15 protein-coding genes are annotated in these 19,892 nt (G+C 64.0%); 7 read left to right on the forward strand and 8 right to left on the reverse strand.

Translation table 11 applies throughout. The features are described from left to right. The 4 genes from MRBLMS1_RS26485 to MRBLMS1_RS26500 all read right to left on the reverse strand — a co-directional run bounded on the left by MRBLMS1_RS26485 (position 1) and on the right by MRBLMS1_RS26500 (position 3,970). Positions 1 to 816, reverse strand: coding sequence for a ferritin-like domain-containing protein (locus MRBLMS1_RS26485; protein WP_485883208.1), 816 nt, complete (start codon positions 814 to 816; stop codon positions 1 to 3). Positions 817 to 859: 43 nt separating this feature from the next. Then, on the reverse strand, positions 860 to 1,762 hold the full coding sequence (dsdC, locus tag MRBLMS1_RS26490) for a DNA-binding transcriptional regulator DsdC (RefSeq protein WP_485883210.1): 903 nt from the start codon (positions 1,760 to 1,762) through the stop codon (positions 860 to 862). A 20-nt stretch (positions 1,763 to 1,782) separates the two neighbouring features. Next, positions 1,783 to 3,114 carry a D-serine ammonia-lyase gene (gene dsdA, locus MRBLMS1_RS26495; RefSeq protein ID WP_485883212.1) on the reverse strand — a complete coding sequence of 444 codons (1,332 nt, stop codon included), beginning with the start codon at positions 3,112 to 3,114 and terminating at the stop codon, positions 1,783 to 1,785. Between the two features lie 118 nt (positions 3,115 to 3,232). Then, positions 3,233 to 3,970 carry an NYN domain-containing protein gene (locus MRBLMS1_RS26500; RefSeq protein WP_485883214.1) on the reverse strand — a complete coding sequence of 246 codons (738 nt, stop codon included), beginning with the start codon at positions 3,968 to 3,970 and terminating at the stop codon, positions 3,233 to 3,235. 259 nt (positions 3,971 to 4,229) lie between these two features. Between MRBLMS1_RS26500 and MRBLMS1_RS26505 the strand changes: the two genes are divergently transcribed. Further along, a complete protein-coding gene (locus MRBLMS1_RS26505; RefSeq protein WP_485883216.1) occupies positions 4,230 to 4,418 on the forward strand; it encodes a hypothetical protein in 189 nt (62 codons plus the stop codon). A 144-nt stretch (positions 4,419 to 4,562) separates the two neighbouring features. Here MRBLMS1_RS26505 and MRBLMS1_RS26510 read toward each other — a convergent pair whose 3' ends face one another. From MRBLMS1_RS26510 to MRBLMS1_RS26520, 3 genes are all read right to left on the reverse strand, one after another. Next, entirely contained in the window at positions 4,563 to 6,641 is a 2,079-nt protein-coding gene (locus MRBLMS1_RS26510) for a TonB-dependent receptor (protein WP_485883218.1), read from the reverse strand. Positions 6,642 to 6,730: 89 nt separating this feature from the next. Beyond that, complete coding sequence (locus MRBLMS1_RS26515) at positions 6,731 to 7,126, reverse strand: DUF2946 domain-containing protein (protein ID WP_485883220.1); 396 nt, start codon at positions 7,124 to 7,126, stop codon at positions 6,731 to 6,733. Positions 7,127 to 7,177: 51 nt separating this feature from the next. Continuing rightward, positions 7,178 to 9,322: a TonB-dependent siderophore receptor gene (locus MRBLMS1_RS26520; RefSeq protein WP_070305883.1), complete on the reverse strand. Its 2,145-nt coding sequence runs from the start codon at positions 9,320 to 9,322 to the stop codon at positions 7,178 to 7,180. A 246-nt stretch (positions 9,323 to 9,568) separates the two neighbouring features. On the opposite strand from MRBLMS1_RS26520, the gene MRBLMS1_RS26525 reads away from it, so the two are divergent. Continuing rightward, positions 9,569 to 13,054, forward strand: coding sequence for a DUF748 domain-containing protein (locus MRBLMS1_RS26525; RefSeq protein WP_485883222.1), 3,486 nt, complete (start codon positions 9,569 to 9,571; stop codon positions 13,052 to 13,054). Between the two features lie 101 nt (positions 13,055 to 13,155). Here the strand turns inward: MRBLMS1_RS26525 and MRBLMS1_RS26530 are convergent, their stop codons facing one another. Further along, the gene (locus tag MRBLMS1_RS26530) at positions 13,156 to 15,597 is read right to left on the reverse strand and encodes a membrane-bound PQQ-dependent dehydrogenase, glucose/quinate/shikimate family (RefSeq protein ID WP_485883224.1); all 2,442 of its coding nucleotides are present in this window, start codon (positions 15,595 to 15,597) and stop codon (positions 13,156 to 13,158) included. Between MRBLMS1_RS26530 and MRBLMS1_RS26535 the strand changes: the two genes are divergently transcribed. The 5 genes from MRBLMS1_RS26535 to MRBLMS1_RS26555 all read left to right on the forward strand — a co-directional run bounded on the left by MRBLMS1_RS26535 (position 15,596) and on the right by MRBLMS1_RS26555 (position 19,892). After that, entirely contained in the window at positions 15,596 to 15,796 is a 201-nt protein-coding gene (locus MRBLMS1_RS26535) for a hypothetical protein (protein WP_456149560.1), read from the forward strand. The genes MRBLMS1_RS26530 and MRBLMS1_RS26535 overlap by 2 nt on opposite strands. A gap of 111 nt (positions 15,797 to 15,907) precedes the next feature. Beyond that, entirely contained in the window at positions 15,908 to 17,587 is a 1,680-nt protein-coding gene (locus MRBLMS1_RS26540) for a methyl-accepting chemotaxis protein (RefSeq protein ID WP_485883225.1), read from the forward strand. A 49-nt stretch (positions 17,588 to 17,636) separates the two neighbouring features. Beyond that, a complete protein-coding gene (locus tag MRBLMS1_RS26545) occupies positions 17,637 to 18,281 on the forward strand; it encodes a hypothetical protein (protein ID WP_128139436.1) in 645 nt (214 codons plus the stop codon). Beyond that, positions 18,278 to 19,192 (forward strand): HDOD domain-containing protein, encoded by a 915-nt coding sequence (locus MRBLMS1_RS26550; RefSeq protein WP_485883227.1) that lies wholly within the window; start codon positions 18,278 to 18,280, stop codon positions 19,190 to 19,192. The genes MRBLMS1_RS26545 and MRBLMS1_RS26550 overlap by 4 nt, the downstream gene beginning before the upstream one ends. Before the next feature lie 73 nt (positions 19,193 to 19,265). Beyond that, entirely contained in the window at positions 19,266 to 19,892 is a 627-nt protein-coding gene (locus MRBLMS1_RS26555) for a response regulator (protein ID WP_485883229.1), read from the forward strand.

The raw sequence follows: 19,892 nt of genomic DNA on the forward strand, positions 1-19,892 counted from the left end.
TCAGGCGGGCAAATCGGACAGTTCCAGCTCCGAAAACCCCGCCCGGCGCCGCGCTTCCAGGTTGAACGGGCCGCGCAGGGCCGGGGCTTCGTAGCGCAGCGCCAGCTCGGCATAGGTGGCGCGCAATTCCAGGCCCCTTTGATCGCACAGGTAGCCATACCAGCGGTTGCCGATTTCCACGTGCCCCACTTCATCGCGCAGGATGATGTCGAGGATGGCGGCGGCGGCCATGTCGCCCGCCTGCGCCAGCTTGGCGCGCAGCGGCGGAATCGCATCGAGCCCCCGCGCTTCCAAGGTGCGCGGCACGAGCGCCATGCGCGCCAGCACGTCGCCGCGCGTCTTGTCGACCATTTCCCACAGGCTGTCGTGGCCGGGAAAATCGCCATACGTGTGGCCCAGCACCTGCAGGTGCGCCTGCAGCATGGCGAAGTGCGTGGCTTCCTCCTTTGCCACACGCAGCCAGTCCGTGTAGTAGTCAAAAGGCAAATCCGGGAAGCGCCACAGTGCGTCGAGCGCCAGATTCATGGCATTGAACTCGATGTGCGCGAGCGCGTGCACGAGCATGGCGCGCCCTTCCGGCGTGATCATCGACCGCCGCCCCACCAGACGCGGCGGCACCAGTTCCGGCCGTTCGGGACGGCCCGGCACGGGGCCGGTCGGCGCCAAAGGCGCTTGCGCATCGAGAGAAAGCTGGGCTTCGGCCATGGCCGCCACCATCGCCACCTTCGTTGCCGGGTCCGGTTCGAGCAGGCAGGCGAGCGCAGTCGCGCGCAATTCCTGTGGCGGCGTGGAGGTCAGTGGGGATGATGCGTGCATGGTGCTTCCTTCGTGCGCGTTCTTGAACAAGGCGCGCAGTGTATCAAATTGCCTGGCCCAGCAGCCAGTCAAACAAGGCCTGCACTCTTGCCGGCAGCGCGGCGCGTCCGCTGTGCACGAGGTAATACGCCTGCGGGCTGGCCAAGGCAAAGCCGCCAAACGGCAGGATCAGCTGCCCGCTATCTAGCCACGGCTGCACCAGCTGGCGCCTGCCCATGGCCACGCCCGCGTGGTGGATGGCCGCCTGCGCGCACAGGTCGGCACGGTCGAAACGCAGGCTGCGCGCGGGCAAACTCACCTCGGGCGCCTGCCCGTTCAGCCACAGCCGCCACTCGGCATCGGGCGCGCAGGCGGGCCAGGCCAGGGTGTCGTGCAGCACCGTCGCGTCGCGCAAGTGTTGCGGCATATCAAGCAAGCCATGGTCGCGCGCATAGTCCGGACTGCAGACGGGCGCCAGCCATTCATCCATCAACTTGCGCGAAGCCAGGCCGGGGAAGCTGCCGTCGCCGTAATGCAAGGCCAGGTCAACCTGGCCCGCGCGAAAGTCGACGGCGTCGTTCCCCACGCGCAAATCGATCGATACGTCCGGATATTGCGCCGTAAAGCCTGCCAGGCGCGGCACGAGCCAGCATTGGGCGATGGAGGGGCGCGCATGCACGGTGATGCTGCCCGTGAGCGCATCGCCGCCAGCCAGCGCCGCATGCAAGCCATCCCAGCCAATTTGCAGCGCGGCGAAGATGCGTTCGCCATCCTGCGTCAGCTTTACCTGTCGCGTCAGGCGCTCGAACAAGCGCATGCCCAGGCCCGCTTCCAGCCGCGCAATGCGGTGGCTGACGGCGCTGGGCGTGAGCGCCAGTTCCTGCGCGGCCAATGCGAAACTGGCATGGCGCGCCGCCACGAGAAACGTGTGCAGGTTGGCGAACTGGCTGGCCGTCAGCGTCGCCATGCGCGGCGCGCCGGGCGGCATCAATCGGCGCCAGCCGCCAGCAAGGCGCGGCCACGCGCCACGTAAGCGGCCATTTCCTGCTCCGGCACCATGCTGCCGCCCGTGCCCCACACCAGGTGCGTGGCCGTTCCCAGGTGCCGCTGGTATTGCGGCGCGGCCAGCACGGCAGGAATGCCCGCGAAACCGGCCACGGCCGACGGTTCCAGGCGCAGCTGCTCCGTCTGCTCCAGCGTCGCCAGCAAGCGGTACAGGTCTTCATCGCTGACGGTGGCGTAGCCGTCGATCAGCCTTTGCATGGCCCGTCCGACGAAGCCCGACGGGCGTCCCACGGCCAGGCCATCGGCGGCCGTGAGGTTGTCGATGCCGATCTCCTGCACGCTGATGCCATCATGCAAGCCCGTGTACACGCCCAGCAGCATGCATGGCGAGTGGGTCGGCTCGACGAAGATGCAGTGGACATCGTCGCCAAAGGCCAGCTTCAAGCCAAAGGCCACACCGCCGGGGCCGCCGCCCACGCCGCACGGCAAGTACACGAACAAGGGGTGCTCGGCATCGACCGTGACGTTCTTTGCGGCAAACTGGGCTTTCAGGCGCTGGCCCGCCACCGCGTAGCCGAGAAACAGATCGTGCGAGTTTTCATCGTCGACGAAGTGGCAGGTCGGATCGCTTTCCGCCTGCTTGCGCCCCGCTTCCACGGCCACGCTGTAGTCGGTCGCGTACTCGACGACGGTGACGCCGTGGCTGCGCAATTTGTCTTTCTTCCATTGTCGCGCGTCGGCCGACATGTGGACCGTGGCACGAAAGCCCAGGCGCGCGCTCATGATGCCGATCGACAAACCCAGGTTGCCCGTCGAGCCGACGGCGATCGCATGCTGGCCGAAAAACGCCCGTACGGCGTCGCTGGCCAGCAGGCTATAATCATCGCCCTCCTTCAGCAAGCCTGCGTCCAGCGCCAGCATTTCCGCGTGTTTCAGCACTTCATAGATGCCACCGCGCGCCTTGATCGAGCCGGAAATGGGCAAATGGCTATCCTGCTTGAGCCACAGCTGACCGCTTGTCATGTCTAACGCCAAACCCAGCGCCGCCTGCATGGCCGGCAACGGCACGACGGGCGACTCGATGACGCCGCCGCTGGCCTGCGTTTCCGGGAAAGCCTTGGCCAGATACGGCGCAAAACGCGCCAGGCGCGCGCTGGCCTGCGCCACGTCATCGGCCGTCAAGCCGACGTCTTTCAGGCCCTCGGCCGCCGGCGCAATGCCGGGATTGAACCAGCTCAAGGGCTGCAAGGCCATCAGTTCTGTAATCAGGGGAAATTTTTCGCGCAGCGCGACGATGGCGGAAGTGGGCAGCATGTCAACCTCGTGAAGGAACAAACCATGATTAGACCGCATGCGGGCGCCGCTGGCAAACGATGGATGATCAGGCAATGGGTGACGGGAAGTCATCTGACATGATGGCCCGGCTGCTTCCCTATTTCAATTTGATATAAAGATGCATGGCGGGATTCTTTTCGCTTTGAACTTCTTTGACTTCAACGAAAGGAAGGCGGCGCACCAGCTCACTCAATTTCTGGCAGCCATAGTGGCGCGGATCGAAGGCCGGGTTATTTTTCAGGATCAGACTGCCGACGCTGCTCAAGGAGGCAAAACCGTCATCACGCGCCGCGGCAATGATGGCCTTGCGCAGCACTTCCCGCGTATCCGCGTCGAGGGAGACAGGCGCCATCGCATGTAGCGGTTTTTGCTGCTTTTCTGCCAAAGGCGGCAGTGTCACCGGCCGCAAGATCTCCGTATAGACAAACTTGTCGCAGGCGGCGACGAAGGCTGGCGGCGTCTTTCTTTCGCCAAAACCATATACGGCCAGTCCTGATTCGCGAATCCGTGTTGCAAGGCGCGTGAAATCACTGTCTGACGATACCAGGCAAAAGCCGTCCAGCTTTTCAGAGTGCAGCAAATCCATGGCGTCGATGATCAGCGATGAATCCGTCGAATTTTTTCCTGTCGTATAGCTGAATTGCTGGATCGGCTGAATGGCCATCAAATGCAGGACTTCCTTCCAGCCCTTCAAATTGGGCGTCGTCCAGTCTCCATAAGCACGCTTCACCGATGCGGTACCAAAAGTCGATACCTCCGTCAGCAACTCCTTGATGATCGACGCCTGGGCATTGTCCGCATCGATCAGGACGGCCAGTTTGGCATTACTTGTCATAATTTTTGGGCCTCATCAGCTAACCGCCGTTTGATTGCAGTTCCCACTATGCAGCCAACTGTTCCGTCAAGCAATACCAGAACCGATGCTTGTCTCTGATGATAGATAAATTTAATTCCTCAATGCACTATCGATTAAAGAAAAATTTCCACAAAGTCACAAAAATAAGTTATCTTAAAGGCAAATAAAAGGAGACATTTTTCTCTTTTCTACCGAGGCAAAAATGCGCTCCAAGAATGACAAAGTCACCACTACGAATATGGATATCCTCGACTGCGCAAGGCAGGACGACTTGACGGCCCAAAAGGTCGAAGTCGGCATTATTTTCCAGGAAATGCTCGATACGGCCACGGCCGCCGCCTACCTCGCGAAGAACAAGGTGCCGATCGCCACCGCGCTGCGCGTCCTCACGGGATCACGACGGAAAAAGAGCGGTGCTGGAAATTGATGGCGCTGTGCTGGATACACTGCGAATATCACTGAAAAAAACATGCGCACATTGTCACAAACCCCAAGCGCTCGCCGATGCGGCAATGCCAGCAGGCACCTTCCTTCCGCATCTGCGCAGGAAGGCGCCCGCTGATTGCCCGCCTTAGAACTTCAGCTGCAGCCCCAGATCAATCGACCTGCCCTCGGCCGGCAATGCTTGCAAGGCGCCGCCGTTCGCCTTCAAGCCCGATAAATACACGCCGCCCAGCGGATCCGCATACGCGCGGTTGAACAGGTTGCTCACTCCCGCGCTGAGGTTGGCCATCTTGCTCAGCGCTACGCTGCTGCGCAGGTTGACGAGCGCGTAGCCGCCCGTTTCCGGTTCGACACGGCGCGCGTCGACCTTGTCCTTGCGGGCCACGATCTTCGTTTCGATGCGGTTGCTCCAGGCGCCCAGCTTGTGCTCGACGGCCAGCAAGGCGTTGAACGGCATCATGCGGTACAGGTCGCCGCCATCGCTGCGTTTGCCCCGCGTGTATGCAGCGTTGCCCGTGGCCATGAAACTGCCCCAGCGAGCGCTACTGGCCAGAGGCAGCTGCCATGCCACATTGGCGCCATACAGCTTGGCGTCGTGGTTGGCAAAGCGCAGCAAATTGCCGTTCGCACCCATTTTCATGTACGGGTGGAAAGATGACAGCACGTCGACGTCGATGTAATTGTCGACCTTGCTGTAATACGGGTTGAGGCGCACGAACCAGCCCTCCTCGCCGCCGCCATGCCAGTCGGCCGTGAACCCCGCCGTGTAAGCGGTCTCGGGCTTGAGATCGATATCGCCCACATAGCCGTTGCCATCGCCAAACCAGTTGGTCATGGTCATGGCCATCGAGCCGCGGCCCCACGAGTAGCGCTCGTACAGGTTGGGCGAACGCACCTTGCGCGCCAGCGCGAATTCATAACTGCTGGCCGCGTCTGGCGTGAAGGTCGCTTGCGCGGAAGCATCGATATTCGTGTCGCGCTGGCTGCGGCTGCGCGCATTGAAGGCCCTGGCGGCCATCACGTCCGGCATGTTCATCATGTTGGTGCCGTACGATTGCACGTCACCCGTGTCCATGCGCACGGATTCGCCGCGCAAGCCCAGCACGCTCGTCCAGCGCGTATCGTGGCGCGTTTCCAGTTCGCCAAACAGCACGGTGCGGTCGCGCTTGCCGTCGTTGATGTTCAGATAGGTGCGCGGTCCCATCATCATGGAACCGGGCACGGCCGGCCAGTAATCGTCAAGGCGGAAGCCGTGCCACTCCTGGCCCAGGCGCAACTCGCCTGCAGCGGTCGGCAGGCTGGCCATCAGCGCATAGCCCGTGTTGCGCCCGTGCGTGATCATCGGCATCGAACCTTTGCGCTCGGGGGTAAAGAAACCCATTTCATGGTCCGTCTGCTGCCAGTAGACGCGCGCATCGAGCACGCCCCAGGCAAATGTGCCCTGGTAAGCGAGGTTGGCGAACTGGCCGTGGTTGTCCGTCATGTCCATGTACTGGTTGGGAAAACCCTGGTATGGGATGTGCTGCACGCCGGCACGCAGGGTCAGCTGCTGGCCATCGCGCTTCGCCGCCAGCACGATGGACTGGTTGATGCTTTCAAACATGCTGGCCAGCACTTTGTTGCCGTGGCCATTTTCATAGCTGTGACCGCGCGTGTAGGCACCGCTGTAGCCGACGCTCAAGCTGTCGCTGGCGACCGACGCGTTCACGCTGGTCGCCACGCTGTTGTTGACGCTGCGGCCCGACACGGCAAAGCTGCCTTGCGGGAGCAGGCCCGCGCCGGGCTGGGCGAACACAGGCGCGTTCGACTGTACTTCGATGGTGCCGCCGATGCTGTCGCCGCCCGCGCTGACGGGTGTCACGCCCGCGATCAGACGGATGCGCTGCACCTGCTGCGGATCGATATACGACAGCGGCGCATTCATGTGGTTGGCGCAGGCCGACGTCAATTCCATGCCGTCGATGCGTATTTTCAGCCGGTCATCGGCAAAGCCATTGACCACCGGCAAGCCGGACACGCCGCCGCCGGCCGCCACGCTGTAGCCGGGCGTGCTGGACAACATCAACGCCGTGTCGGCGGCGGGACGGTAGCCGTCGCCTATGGCCGTGACGATGACTTTCATCTCGGGCAAGACCTGTTCAGTGCGCGTTTGCGCCACGGCGGGCATGGCGATGGCGAGGGAAATCAATAAGGGGAAATGTTTCATGGTGCTGCTTTCAGATTCTGTATAGGTAAAACAAACAGACGCAAGCGCACGACACGCGCGGCGCAAGGCAGTTCAGGAAAAGGGACAGATCAGAAAGCGGCAGGCGGCCCGCGAGGCTGGACAGGTGTCCAGGCGAACAGCGGTGTGGCGGATTGGTAGAACAGCGTGGGCAGCAAGCCCGTGACGAGCTCGCCGGAAGCGAGCACGAGAGTCGTTGGGGGCATATCCAGGGTGGCCGCATGCATGCTGCAGCACGGACAATCGCCCATGCGCATGCTGCTCTTGGAGGTATCGGGCGCGTCCGTGGAGAATGTTACAGGCAGCATATTCATGCCGCCCGCCACCGAGCATATTTCCAGGCTGGGCACGGCCAGGCCGCTGGCGACCGTCAGCGCGCGCGACACCGTAGGGGCGAGCGTAGCCAGGAAGATGGCGATACACGCGATCCACAGGACGATGCTGGCCTTGCCTTTGCTGATGAACATGGCAACATTGTATCAGCGCAGGTCACCCGTGGACAGCGCGCAAGTCAAGCCTTATAGATCCACCTTCATCGACAGCTTGATCGCGCGCGGCGCGCCCGACGCCAGGCGCGTGCCGGCGCCGGCCCAGTAGCGCTTGTCGGCTGCATTTTCCACGTTCAACTGCCACACAACGGCCTTGTCCATCACGCGGCTAGCATAGCGGGCGCCCGCGCTGAACAGGCTCACGCCGCCGAGGAAGGCCTGGTTCAGGTCGTTGACGGGACGGGCGCTGTAGTAATACGCGCCGCCGTTGACGGACAGGCCCGGCATGGCGTCAAACGCGTAAGCGAGAAAGGCGCTGGCCGTGCGTTTCGACGCGTTTTCCGGCGCCTTGCCGTTGTAGTCGGCGTTGATGTGCGCAAAGCTTGGATCGAGGAACTGGGCCGACGTCTGCCACGACAACTGGCGCGTCAGCTTGCCCTGGGTCGACAGTTCAAGGCCGCGGTAGCGTTGTTCGCCGTCCGACGTGAATACATTGCTGGCATTCGTGTAATAGCCGGGGCGCGTGATGTCGAACAGCGCGGCAGACAGCAAGGTGCCGCCAGGGGTCAGCCAGCGCGCGCCCAGTTCCTTTTGTTTACTCACGCCAGGCGCCATCTTGACGCCTTGGTTGACCGTGCCCGTCGGGCCCGTTTCGCCCTCTTCCAGCCCCCGCGCCGTGGAGGCATAGAACGACAGCTCGGGCATGGCCTTGTAGATCAATGAGGCCATCGGCGTCGTCTTGCTGACGTCGTAGTGGCTGGCGCCCTGGTCGCTTTGATAGCTGCTGCGGCGCACGCCGATGACGCTTTGCCATTGCGGGCTGAAAACCATGCGGTCGAGCGCATACAAGCCCGTGTCGCGCGTGTCGAGCCCGGCCGTCGTCGGCGCCGTCGGCTTGGGGCCGAACACGACAGTCGTCACGGGCACTGGGTTGTACAGGTTTTGCGAGGCGATCGTGTAATTGCTCTGGTAAATCGGATCTTGAGATTTGTCCGTGCGCGACGCGCCCAGGGTCAGTTCGTGGGCGATGGAACCCGTCTTGAAATTGCCGGCCAGTTCCGCGCGCAGCAAGTCCGACGTCATCACGCTGTGCTGGATATTGCCCGTGATGCGGCCCGCGCCCGTGGCCAGCGCGGCCGCGTTGTTCAGGCGGAAGATCGCCAGGCGGCGGTCGCGCGCCGTTTCCGAGTGGCCCGCCTCCACCGTCAAGGCCCAGCCATCGGCGATGGCGTAGTCGGCGCGCAATTGCGCGTTTTTCGTTTGCGCTTCGAAATTCGACCAGTCCGGGCCGATCAGCTTGCGCGGATCAACGGCACGCGGCAAGCTGATCACGCCTTTCACGGCCGTGGGCAAGGCGATGCCCGCCTGCTCCGTCACCCTGCGGCGCTCGTACTCGAGGTCGGCCTTGAGCAGCAATTTGTTCGTCACTCTCCAGTCGAGCGCCGTGGAAAGGAAGCGGCGGTTGCCATTGCCGACATCATCCAGGTAGGAACCGAGGGTGCCGCCAGCGGCATTGATGCGCACGCCGAATTCCTGCTGCACGCCAAAACGGCGCGCCACGTCGACATTCGCCACGGCACTGCCACGGTCATCGAGGCTCAAGCCCATGCTGGTGACGGGCTGGCTGCCGGCCCGCTTGGTAACGAAGTTGACGACGCCGGCCGGCGACGTAAAGCCGTAGTACAGGGCCGAAGCGCCCTTCAGCACTTCCACCCGCTCCTTGTTTTCCATGGGCACTTGCGAGAAGTTCATGATGGGCAGGGAGCCGTTGAGGCGGTAATTCGTGCGGTTTTCCACGGCAATGCCGCGTATCACCAGCTGATCCCACGTCTCTCCCCCGTTTTGCTGGCGCGTCACGCCGGCCGTATTGCGCACGGCGTCGTACAGGCCGGAGACGGCTTGCTGCTCCAGCAATTCGCGCGTGATCACGTTGACGGTCGATGGCACGTCCATGATGCTGGCGCCCCGAAAACTGCCCGCCTCCGTGGTGAGCGGCACCAGTCCTTGCGCGCGGGCGCCCGTCACTTGCACTGCCTGCATGACTTTCTCATCGCCAGCCGTCGGCTCGTCCTGGCCGCTGGCCGCATTGGCCGCCAGCGCGGCGTGGGAAGCGAAGGCCAGCGACAGGGCTGCCGCCACTGGAAGTAAACGGGTGCGGGGAGTGGCAACAGGCATGGCGTCAGGCTTTCAATTGAAAAATGGGGACAAGCGGAACTTACGGTTAGCGGACATGATACCGATAATGAGAATCATTATCAAGAAAAGGTGAGTTTGTGTGAGTTTTACAAAAGAAACTAGCTCCCTCTGGCGCCTGTTATCACTTGAACACGTTTGGATTTTGCAGACGAGGCCGCAAAGAGGCATACTGACAGTCACGGCGCGCAAGACGTGCCGCCTAACAAGATACTAAAAGGTAAGTTCGTGAACACAATCGACAACAAAAGCGTGCAGACGAAAACATTTCGCTGGAAACGCTGGCAGCGCTGGGCCCTGGGCACGGGCTGCGCCCTGGCCGCCTACAGCGCGGCCGGCTTCTGGCTGGTGCCCTACGTCATCAAAAACCAGTTACCCAAATTTGCAGAAAAAGAACTCGCGCGCCAGGCCAGCATCGCCGACGTGCGCTTCAACCCGTTTACCCTGCGCCTGGAAGCGGACAAGATCGCTTTCAAGGAAGCGGCCAGCGCAAACAATGCACCGCTGCTGTCCATCGGTGCCCTGGCCGTGCAGCTGGAATGGAAATCCATCGTCCGCCGTGCCTGGAGCCTGGCGGAAATCCGCATCACGGCGCCGCAAGCGCAGCTGACGATCACGCCGGACGGCAAGTTCAACCTGGCCGAAGTGCTGGCCACCTGGCAACGCAACCATCCGGAAAAGAGCGAAGGCGGCATGCCGCGCCTCGTCATCGCCCACTTTGCGCTGGAACAAGGCAAAGTCGACTGGCAAGACCAGAAGGCCGGCTATGCGGACAACTTCACGCCGATCAACTTTACGCTCGATAATATCTCCACCCTGCCCGACGCCAACGGCAGCTACAGCCTCAGTGCCGATGCGGCGCGCGGCGGTAAGCTGCACTGGCGCGGCACGGCCTCGCTGAGCCCCATCCGTGGCGAAGGCGAACTGATACTGAACGACGCTTCCCTGCCCGGCCTGGCCGCGTATTTGAAAGCCTATACGCGCGCGACTGTCGCCAGCGGCAAGCTGTCGGCGCGCCTGCCCTACGCCTTTTCCTATGCGGACGGCAAGCTGGAAGCGACCGTCAAAGGCGCGGGCCTCGCCTTGCGCAACCTGGCGCTGGTACAAAGTGGCAAGAGCGACGCCTTTACGTCGCTGAACACTTTGGGCATCGCCGGCGTGAACGTGGATCTGGCAGGCCAGAAGGTCACGGTCGACAAGGTCAACCTGGTCGGCGGCAAGGTCGCCGTGCGCCGCGACAGCAAGGGCGAGATCGACGTGGCGAACCTGATGCTGCCCGGCAATCCCGCACCAGCAGCATCTGCCGCCGCCACGCCCGCCGCACCAGCCAAGCCCGGCAAGTGGAAGGTGGACTTGAAACAGCTGGCGCTGGCCAATGTGGACATATCCGCCATCGATGAAACCGTCTCGCCGGCCTTGCAGCTGAGCGCCAGACAGCTGCAGCTGAATTTGCAGCTGGGCTTGCAGCAAGGTCCATCGGGCATGGCCACCGTCATCGATGGCGCACAGTTCGGCTTGGCCGACCTCACCATGCAACGGGGCGCGAAAACGCCGTTCAAGCTGGCCCAACTGGGCTTTACCGACGGCAAGATCGACTTGGCCGCACATACCGTGCACTTGGGCGCCGTGACGGCCAGCGGCGCGCAGATCGACCTGGCGCGCAACCGCCAGGGAGAATTCGCGATTGCGCAAAAGCTGCCCGTATTTGCTTCCGGCAAAGCCGACACTGCCAAGGATGCGCCATCCGCGCCCTGGTCCACCAAGATAGACAAGGTAGAACTGAGCAAGTTCGGCGCCCGTTTCGATGACGCGGGCACGGGCATCAAGGGCAACTTGCAGGATGCCCGTTTGTCGCTGCAAAACGTCAGCAACGACATGAAACAGGCGCTGCCGTTCGAGCTGGGCGTAAGCCTGCGCGAAGGCGGACTATTGACGGCCAATGGCAAGTTCGTGCCGGGCACGGGCGCCGTCGATGCGCAGCTGAGTTTAAAACAGCTGACCCTGGCGCCCGTGCAACCGTTGCTGGCGCAGCATATCAAATTGAAACTGGCAAGCGGGTCGCTCTCCGGCAGCGGCCGCCTGACGACTGGCGGCGGCGCGCCGAAAGCGCCCAAGGTCCGCTATGTGGGCGGCGTCGATATCGCCGGCCTCGTGCTTAATGAAACGGATGGCAAGCGCTTTGCCTCTTGGAAAAGCGTGCGCGCCGACAAGATGACGGCCAGCGTGGGCCCCGACTTCGTCGACATCCCCGAACTGCGTGTGGTGGAACCGAACGCCCAGCTGATCATTGAAAACGACCGCAGCCTCAACGCGCAGCGTTTGCTGGTCAAGGCGCCCGAGCCTGCCACGGCCACCGCACCTGCGCCGGCTCCCGTTGCCACCGCCACGCCGGCGGCCGACGCCGCCTTCCCCGTGCGCGTGCGCCGCGTGCGCCTGCAAAACGCCAAGCTGGACTTTGCCGACCTCAGCTTGCGGCCCCAGTTCGCCGCCAAGATCTATGAACTCAATGGCGTCGTCACGGGCCTGTCGACCAAGCGCGATGCGCGCAGCCAGATCGAACTCGATGGCCGCATCGACGAATTCGGCCTGGCCCGCGTGCGTGGCCAATTAAATCCGTTCGCCCCGACCGACAACACGGACTTGAACGTGGTCTTCAAGAATGTCGACATGGTGTCCGCCTCGCCGTACACGATGAAGTTCGCCGGCTACAAAGTGGCAGAAGGCAAGATTTCGCTGGACTTGCAATACAAGGTGCGCAACCGCCAGCTCGACGGCACCAACCAGATCGTGCTCGACAAGCTGACCCTGGGCGAGCGCATCGACAGCCCGGACGCCTTGAAGCTGCCTTTGGAACTGGCGCTGGCCATCCTCAAGGACTCGGACGGGCGCATCGACCTGGGCTTGCCCGTGTCGGGCGACATGAACGACCCGCAATTCAGCTATGGCGCCCTGATCTGGAAAGCCGTGGGCAATGTGCTGACGAAAATCGTCACGGCCCCATTCCGCGCGCTGGGCAACTTGCTGGGCATCAGCGCCGACAAGCTCGAATCGATCGACTTCGATGCGGGCAGCGCCGTGCTGCTGCCGCCCGAGCGGGAAAAGCTCAAGCAGGTGGCGCAAATCCTCGCCAAGCGCGAACAGCTGAAGCTGGCCGTGCCTGGCCAGTACAGCGATACGGACGCGGCCGCCCTGCGCGCCCAGGCCGTGCGCCGCGCCGTCGCCGCCAAGGCCGGCATCAAGCTGGAAGCGGGCGAAGAACCGGGACCGTTGAACCTGGGTGAACGCAAGATACGAAGCGCCCTGCGCGACCTGTACGCGGAACGCTTCGGCAAGGCCGAGCTGGACAAGCAGAAAAAGGCGGCGGAATCGGCCGCTCCAGCCACAGCGGCGGCAGCGGCCGCATCCGCCAGCGCCACCGCTCCGGCCCCGGCAAAAATCCCCGTATTCCAACGCCTGGGCAAGCTGATCGAAGGCGAGCCGCAAGTGGCCGACACGGGCGCCTTCTACAACGGCTTGCGCGAGCAGCTGGAAGCCAAGCAGCCTCTGGCGGCCGACGCCTTGAGCAAGCTGGGCACCCAGCGCAGCGCGGCGATTCTGGCCGCCCTGCAGCAGGACGGCACGCCTGCGGCCAGGGTCAGCGCCGGTGCGCCGGAAAAAACGGAGGCCGCGCCGGGCAAGCTGGTGGGACTGAAACTGGGATTGGCGGCGCAATAAAATCTGGGGTCAGACCCGTCGGGGGAATGCGTACCAATGGGGCGCATTCCGATCGCGAAGCGACTGACCCCAGCTCTTTCCAGGTGCTTGCCCTCCGCTTTCTACTTTTTCTTCTCCACCGCCTCATCCGGCAACGCAAACGCCACCAGGCTATCGCCCATCTTCGTGCCCAGCGAACCATGGCCGCCGGCCATGACGACGACATATTGCTTGCCCGTCTTGTCCGAGACATAGCTCATCGGCGTGGCCTGGCCACCGGCCGGCAGGCGGGCTTTCCATACGGTCTTGCCGTTGCGCACGTCGTAGCCGCGGATGTAGTAGTCGAGCGTGCTGCTGAGGAAGGCCACGCCGCCGCCCGTCGTGCTGATGCCGCCCAGGCTGGGCACGCCCAGCGGCAAGGCGATGGGCACGGGGGCGCTGTCGCGCGTGGTGCCGTTCTTGTGCATCCACACTTTTTTCATCGTGCGCAAGTCGACGGCGGCGATATAGCCCCACGGCGGCGCCTGGCATGGGAAGCCCAGCGGCGAAAGAAAAGGCTTGATTTCCACGGCGAACGGCACGCCCGTCTGCGGCTGCAAGCCCATTTCCGAGCCCGTGCCGCCCTTCGCATTGGCTTGCGCGCGCGGCACCAGGCGTTCCAGAAAGCCCATGTAGTCGGGGTTCACCAGCAGCAATTGCCGGCCCGGGTCGACGGCCGCCCCGCCCCACTCGAAGATACCGAGCGGGCCCGGCGAGATGATGGCGCCCTTGATCTTGCCTTCGGCCACCGTTTGCGGCGTGAACGGCCCTTCGTAGCGGTGCTGGCGGAAGATGATGCGGCACGCCAGCTGGTCGAACGGCGTCGTGCCCCACATATCCGTTTCGCTGATGTTTTTCTCGGGCAAGAAAGTGAGGGCCGAAAACGGCTGCGTGGGCGACAGGCGGTCGCCGGGAGCCGGGTTGTTCGTCGGCACCGGTTTTTCCGGCGCCGGCACGACCAGGCTGCCATCGCGCCGGTCGATCACATAGATGTCGCCGCGTTTCGTCGTGGCCACGACGGATGGCACTTTGCCTTTCGGCGTGTCGATGTCGACCAGGGTGGGCTGGCCGCCGATATCCATGTCCCAGATGTCGTGGTGCACGGTCTGGTAGACCCAGCGTACCTTGCCCGTCGCCAGGTCCAGCGCGACGATGGCGCTATTGTATTTCTCGCCATGGGGATTGCGGTTGCCGCCCCACGTGTCCGGCGTTTCATTGCCCATCGGGATGTACACCATGCCCAGCTTTTCATCGACGCTGGACACGCCCCAGGAATTGGGCGAATTGTTCGTGTAGGTCTTGCCATCGGCAATCGGCGCCGTGTCGTCGGGGTTCGAGGCATCCCAGTTCCACATCAGCTTGCCCGTGACGGGATCGTAGCCGCGTATCACGCCGGACGGCTCTTCCGTGGAAAAGTTGTCGGTGACGCTGGCGGCCATCACCACCACGTTTTGCGCCACGGCCGGCGGCGACGTCGGCATCAAAAAGCCCCGCTTCTTCATGCCCATGCCGTGGTACAGGCCGATCACGCCATTTTCGCCAAAGCTTTTGCAGGCTACCCCCGTATCCGCGTTGACGGCGATCAGGGTGGCATCCATGGTGGGTGCGAGGATGCGGCGCGGGCATTCCATGCCGGCCGCCTCGGGTGCCGGGTCGCCCTTGGCGCGGCCCGCGTTGACGTCCCAGTAGGCGACGCCGCGGCAGATCATGTGCTGGTAGGTCGATGCGTCCCGGTTGATCTTCGGATCGTGGCGCCAGATCTCCTTGCCCGTGTCCGGGTCGAGCGCGATGACGATGTTATGCGGCGTGCACAGGTACAGCATGCCGTTTACTTTCAGCGGCGTGACTTCGTTGGCGATCTCGCCCGGATCGTTCGGGCCCTTGAAGTCGCCCGTGTTGTACACCCATGCCTGTTTCAGCTGCGACGCGTTGGCCGGCGTGATCTGCGCGGCCGGCGCATAGCGGTCGCCATAGCCGGAACGGCCATACGCGGCCCAGTCGTTGGGCGCCACGCCGGGCGCGAAATCGCCTTGCGGTGTGGCCGCCATGTTCTCGGCCGGCACTTCGCCATGCAAGGTGTAGTAGTCCTGAAACAGCGAGAACACGCCCACGGCAGCCGTCAGTACCACGGCGGCGGCCAGCGCGCTCTTGCCCGCGTCGCGCGGTTTCGCTCCGGCCGTCAATGGCGGATCGAGGCGGCGGTCGACGAAGGGCAGCAGCAGCCAGACGGCGGCGGCGAACCAGATATCGAGGCGCGGCAGCAATTGCCACCAGTCGAACTTCACTTCGATCACGGACCAGATCAGGGTGGCGAACAGCAGCAGCGCGAGAAACAGCTGGGCGCTGCGCCGCCCCTTCCACACGAGCGCGCCCGCGACGAGCATGCCGATACCGGCCACGACGTAATACCAGGAACCGCCCAGGCTGACGAGCCAGGCGCCGCCGCCGGCAAGCGCCAGGCCCAGCAAGATGAAGATGACTGCGGTGATGACAAGCAAGGGTCCAGGCCGGGCAGAGGCAGTCATGATGCTCCTTTACAAGAGTCAGTCGGCGGCACGCGCCTGCGCACCGTATTTGATGGCGATCAAGGAATTCCATTTTTTCACTAATCGCCAAAGCGTGCCACACGCCACAACGCCGGCCATACGCCGTGTGGCGTTTTATACACGGCTTGAGCGTCCAGCCCGCTATAAGCATATGTTTTCAATGAAAATCATTGAATAAAATAATTCAACAACAAATTTCTCGAATAAAACGAATTTTTATCGTAAAATGGAAAAAACCACCCAAGCCAAACATTTTTCTTGAATTCACTTCATTGGAGCGGCGCCCATCATGACCATCGCTAAACGGCTGTACGCCTTGATCCTCTCCGTCGTCCTCGGGCTGGCCGCCCTGGCGGGCTTTGGCATCTACCAGATGGACCGCGTGTACACGGCGGCCAGCTATGCCACTGTCAACACGGTACCCAGTCTGCTCACCTTGAACGACGCTTTCGTGCCATTCGCGCAGATGCGCACGGCCGTCTGGCAGCACATGGCCAGCAAGGATGCGGCCGGACGCGCCAAGCTGGAAGCGGGCATCAGGGAAGCGCGCGCGGCGGTCGGCAAGGCGCTCGACCAATATGAAAAAGAAGATATCACCGATGAACAGGACCGCGCGCTGCTGGCCGCTGACCGCGCCGTGCTGCTGCGCTACGATGAAGTGCGCGACAAGGTGCTGGCGCTGTCGAAGGCCGGTGAACTGGACGCGGCGCGCGACTTGCTGGTGCAAAACCAGCCCATCATCAAGGAACTGGTCGACGCCCTCGCCGCCCACCACCGCTACAACGCAAACCTGGCGGCCAAAGGTGCGGCCGATGGCGCCGCCGCCGCTGCCAGCGCGCGCTGGATTGCCATCGCCCTGTCCCTGGCCGTGACGGCGCTCGTAGCCAGCATGGGCCTGCTGCTGGCGCGGCGCATCGCCGCCTCGCTGGCCGACGCCATCGGCGTGGCCCGCACCATCGCGGACGGCGACCTCAGCGTGCAGGCCCGCGCCACCTCGAACGACGAGGTGGGCCAGCTGATGCAGGCCATGGCGGACATGAGCGCGAGCCTGGTGCGCATCGTGGCCGAAGTGCGCTCCGGCACGGACAGCATCAGCACGGCCTCGGGCGAAATCGCGTCCGGTAACCTGGACCTGTCGGCGCGCACGGAACAGCAAGCGGGCTCGCTGGAAGAAACCGCCTCGGCCATGGAAGAACTGACGGCCACCGTGCGGCAAAACGCGGACAATGCCCGCCAGGCCCAGCAAATGGCCATCAGCGCCTCGGACAAGGCGCAGCGGGGCGGGCAAGTGATGGGCGACGTGATACGCACGATGGAAGCGATCGACAGCTCGTCGAACAAGATCGCCGACATCATCGGCGTCATCGACGGCATCGCCTTCCAGACCAATATCCTGGCCCTGAATGCGGCCGTGGAAGCGGCGCGCGCCGGGGAACAGGGGCGCGGCTTTGCCGTCGTGGCCACCGAAGTGCGCAACCTGGCGCACCGTTCGGCCGCGGCCGCCAAGGAAATCAAGGTACTCATCAGCGACTCCGTGGAACAGGTGGGACAAGGCGGCAAGCTGGTCCAGCAGGCCGGCGCGGCCATGACGGAAGTGGTCGATACGGTACGCGGCGTTACCGACATCGTCAGCGAAATCTCGGCCGCCAGCGTGGAGCAAAGCACGGGCATCGAGGAAATCAACCGCGCCATCACGCAGATGGACGAAGTCACGCAGCAGAACGCGGCCCTGGTCGAAGAAGCGGCGGCGGCATCGCAATCGCTGCAGGAGCAGGCAACCAGGCTGGCCGGCGTGGTGGGCGCCTTCAAGCTGGCGCCGGGACAGGCCGGCGCGGCGCCCCGCGCACCGGCCGCCGGGCGGCCCGCACAGCACAAGGCGACGCTCAAGCTGGTCGTCACGCGCCCCGCAGGCCAGGCCAGGAAAGCGGCGCCGGCCACCGCCGATTCGGGCGATTGGGACGTATTTTAGGCCCGCCATCACGCAGGATCACTCGCATAGAACGCACTGGAGCACTGCCATGAACTCCTTTCTCGCCATTCACCCCTTCCTTCGCTGCGAAGATCTCTCGCTGATGCGCCCGGCGCTGGCGCTGGCAGGCCTGCTGTTACTGCTGGCCGCCCTGCTCTGGCGCCGCACCCGCTGGCAGCACGCCGACCGCACGCAGGCCGCCGGCGCGGTGCCGGCCGATCTGCACGCACTGCTGCAAATGCGCAAAGCGGTCCCGCCGGCCAAGGCGGCTGACAGCGCACCACCGTCGACAGCGCCCAAGACACCGGACACGCCGCCGTTCGACGCGGCCCGCCTGGACGCCATGTTCGGCCACGACCGGCGCCTGCAGGGCGAGATTCTGGCCCTGTTCGTGGCAGAGACGCGCGACCGCCTCGCCGGCATCGCCCATGCGCTGCGCTGCGAGCGGGCCGCCCCGGCAAGAGTGCTGGCACAGGAAATTCTCGACGGCAGCCAGTCCATGGGCCTGCTCCCATTGCAGGCCCTGTCGCGCCAGGCCGTGCATGCGGGCTTTTCCAACGATATCGGCGCCCTGCACCGCCTGCATGCGGAACTGCTGATGGCGCTCGATGCGCTGTCGCAAGCCGTCACGGCCCTGCAGACGGCGGGCACGGCGCAGGCCGATGACTGCAACGGCGTAGGGAGCCGGCCATGAGCGCGCACATCGACCTGGCGCGCCTGCCCGGCGGCGCCATCCTGCCTTCGCCCGCCTGGCGGCGCCACTGGCTGGCCACCTTGTGCCAGCAGCAGGTGGCGCTCGATGAACTGGCGGAACAGCTGGGCTGCGATCCGGCCATGACCGGCAAGCTCATCGGCCTGGCGAATGCGGGCGTGCCGCCGGGAGGGCGCAGGCATGCGGCCGTCAGCGCCGCGATGCTGGCGGCCATCGGCCTGCCCGCCCTGCGCCAGGCGTGCACCATCCCGGCCCCGCCAGCGCCCACGTGCGCGCACTTCGACGCGCAGCGCTACTGGTCACACTCGCTGGCCATGGCGTGCGCCGCCCGCGTGGCAGGCGATGCGCTGCAGCTGGCGCCGGCCGATGAGCTGTACAGTTGCGGCTTGCTGGCCAACTGCGGCCAGCTGGCCCTGGCCAGCGTGCATCCGCAGGAATATGGAGAACTGCTGGGCCAGTACGGCAATGGCGTCACGGCCCGGCTGCTGGGCGAAGAATCACAGCGCTTCGGCCACCACCAGCTGGCCCTGTCGGCCATCCTCATGCGGGACTGGGGCATGGCGGACATCCTGTGCGACGCCGTGCTCTGCCATGCCGCCCCGCCCGGCTTCGGACGGGCCGGGCGCATGACGGACCTGGCGAAGCTGCTGAGGCTGGCCAGCAGCTTCGCCGACCTGATACTGCGCAACGGCGCGGGGCCGCGCGAGCCAGCCCTGGCCACGGCGCGGGTACTGGGCCTGGACGCAGGCTACATGGAAACCCTGCTACGCCACAGCAATGCGGAGTGGAGCGAATGGCGCGATATCCTGGAACCGCACAGCCATCTCGCCCCCTGCCGTACGCGCACGCGAGTCCGGCCAGCCGCACGCCAGGTTTTTAGTGAATTCATCTAATTCGTTGAAATTGATTTTTTGAGCCCGATTGCGTATCATTCCCTTCAACTTCATCGCGACAATAAAGCCCATCATGCACACTGCAGACGTCTGCACCACCCAAAAGGCCGCCGAAATCCTCGGCATCTCGGTCACTTCAGTGCAGCAACTGGTCGAGGCCGGCGTGATCGAAGCGTGGAAGACCAAGGGCGGCCACCGCCGCATTCCCCTCGCGGCCGTCGAAGCCTACAAGGGCAATCCCGGCCAGCCGGGCCAGGACCAGCGCGCGTCACGCGCCAGCCGCCCCGCCCCATCGGGCCGCCCGCCGTCCATCCTCGTGATCGAGGACAATCCGATCGAGCGCGCGCTGTATGAAAAACAGATCGGTTCATGGGGCTTGCAGGCGGACTTGCGCTTTTGCGAGAACGGCTACCAGGCGCTGATGGAAATCGCCCGCGACCAGCCCGACATCCTGCTGGCCGACATCGTCATGGAAGGCATCGACGGCTACGAAGTGATCCGCACCATCCTGGCCGACCCGCTGCTGGCGGACATGCACATCGCCATGCTGTCGAGCCTGACGCAAGAAGAGCTGCAAGAACGGGGCGGTGTGCCGCCAGGCGTGGTGTTCTTTGCCAAGCCCGTCAATTACGACGAACTGCGCGGCTATCTGCGCGCCTGCTGCGCCGGCCATGCGCGGCGCAACAGCCTGGCCGCCTGA

Origin of the sequence: Massilia sp. LMS1-1-1.1, from assembly GCF_040815535.1 — a bacterium.
Taxonomy (GTDB): Bacteria; Pseudomonadota; Gammaproteobacteria; order Burkholderiales; family Burkholderiaceae_D; genus Janthinobacterium; species Janthinobacterium aestuarii.